The following is a 1,310-nucleotide window of genomic DNA, read 5'->3' as shown; positions in this document are numbered from 1 at the left end:
CGGCGGCGAGCGTCACCAGCGCGATGCCGAGCAGCCAGCCGCCCAGCACGTCGCTGGGCCAGTGCACCCCCAGGTGGATCCGGGTCAGGCCCACACCCACCACGCTCACCAGCGCGGCTCCCCAGGCGATGGCCGGCCACCGGCCGCCCGGGGCCGTCCGGTGCAGTACCACGAGCACGACCCCGCAGGTGGTCGTCGCGGCCATGGTGTGGCCCGAGGGGAAGGCGAAGTAGGAGGCGGAGGCGACCGGGTCTGCGAACTCCGGCCGGTCCCGCCCGACGGCCGTCTTCACGGTGAACTGCACCACCCACGCCAGTACGGACACCGCCGCCACCCAGCCGGCCAGCGACGCGGCGCCGGCCCGCAGCAGGTACGCCACCACGAGCGCCGCCGCCAGCCGCATGGTGATCGGATCCCAGACCCAGTCGCTGAGCACCCGGGAGACGTGGGTGAGCGTGGGCCCGGACGTGGCACCGGCGTGCAACCCGTTCGAGAGCGCCCGGTCGGTCGACATGAGGGGCTGCCAGCCGTACGCCACCGCGGCCGTCAGCACGATGCCCAAGGCCGCCGAGACGCCGCTCGTCCACAGCAGTGCCCTGCGTGGCCGCACCGCGGCGCTCACCGGCCGGGGCGGCCCCTCCGTGCTGTCCGTGGTGTCCGTGGTGTCCGCTGTCCCCGGTGTGCTGCTGTTCCGCAACCCGGCACTCCCTTCTGGCGGCGTCCCCGTCCCCCCACTCTGGCAGGGCATGCCGACCGGGTGTGGGAGTTCACCGGGGCGTCGCGGGTGGACACCGTTCCGGGCCGGCCTCCCGTCCCCGGAGGGGTGTCGGCGCGCGGCCGCGGCCACCGGTGGCGTCCGGGGTCGCACCGGGATCTCGGCGGAAGCGGCGCCGCGGGCCCCGGCGGGTCACCGGGGTGCGGCCCGGCGGCCTGTGACGCCGGCCCCGCACCCCGCTCCTCCCCCGCCGGGGCGGGATGGGCGCTGCTCAGCCGACGCGTTCGACGCGGGCCTGTCGGATGAGGAACCTGCCGGCTTCCCGCACCTCCTCGAACGCGGCGTTGTTGAGCAGCACGCAGCTGCCCGAGGCAGCGGTCACCTCGACGGTCGTGGACCGGTTGTTGTCCAGATTGGTCACCCGCAGAGTGGTCCCCACCGGGAACTCGTTGCTGGAGGCGGCGGGCGGGCCGGCCTCGCCGGAGAGCGTGACCGTCGAGCCCGCGCACACCTGCTCGCCGGCGGCGTCCTGAGCCGGTGGTGCCGCCCCGACCGGTGGCTCCGCCGGATGCGGCGCGGCCGGCGGCTCAGCGGG

At 76.0% G+C, this 1,310-nt stretch carries 1 protein-coding gene and 1 pseudogene; both read right to left on the bottom strand.

Annotated features, from left to right (window positions below; genetic code table 11):
• Positions 1-697 (bottom strand): phosphatase PAP2 family protein (locus ACYVE9_RS27195; protein WP_461030545.1); only part of this gene is annotated, 697 nt, incomplete at its 3' end.
• Between the two features lie 289 nt (positions 698-986).
• Positions 987-1,310: pseudogene (locus ACYVE9_RS27190) on the bottom strand (hypothetical protein); the annotation flags it as partial.

The sequence above is a fragment of the Streptomyces sparsus genome, assembly GCF_054776295.1.
The sequence above is the reverse complement of the archived record's forward strand: the minus strand, read 5'-3'. Positions and strand labels throughout refer to the sequence as shown.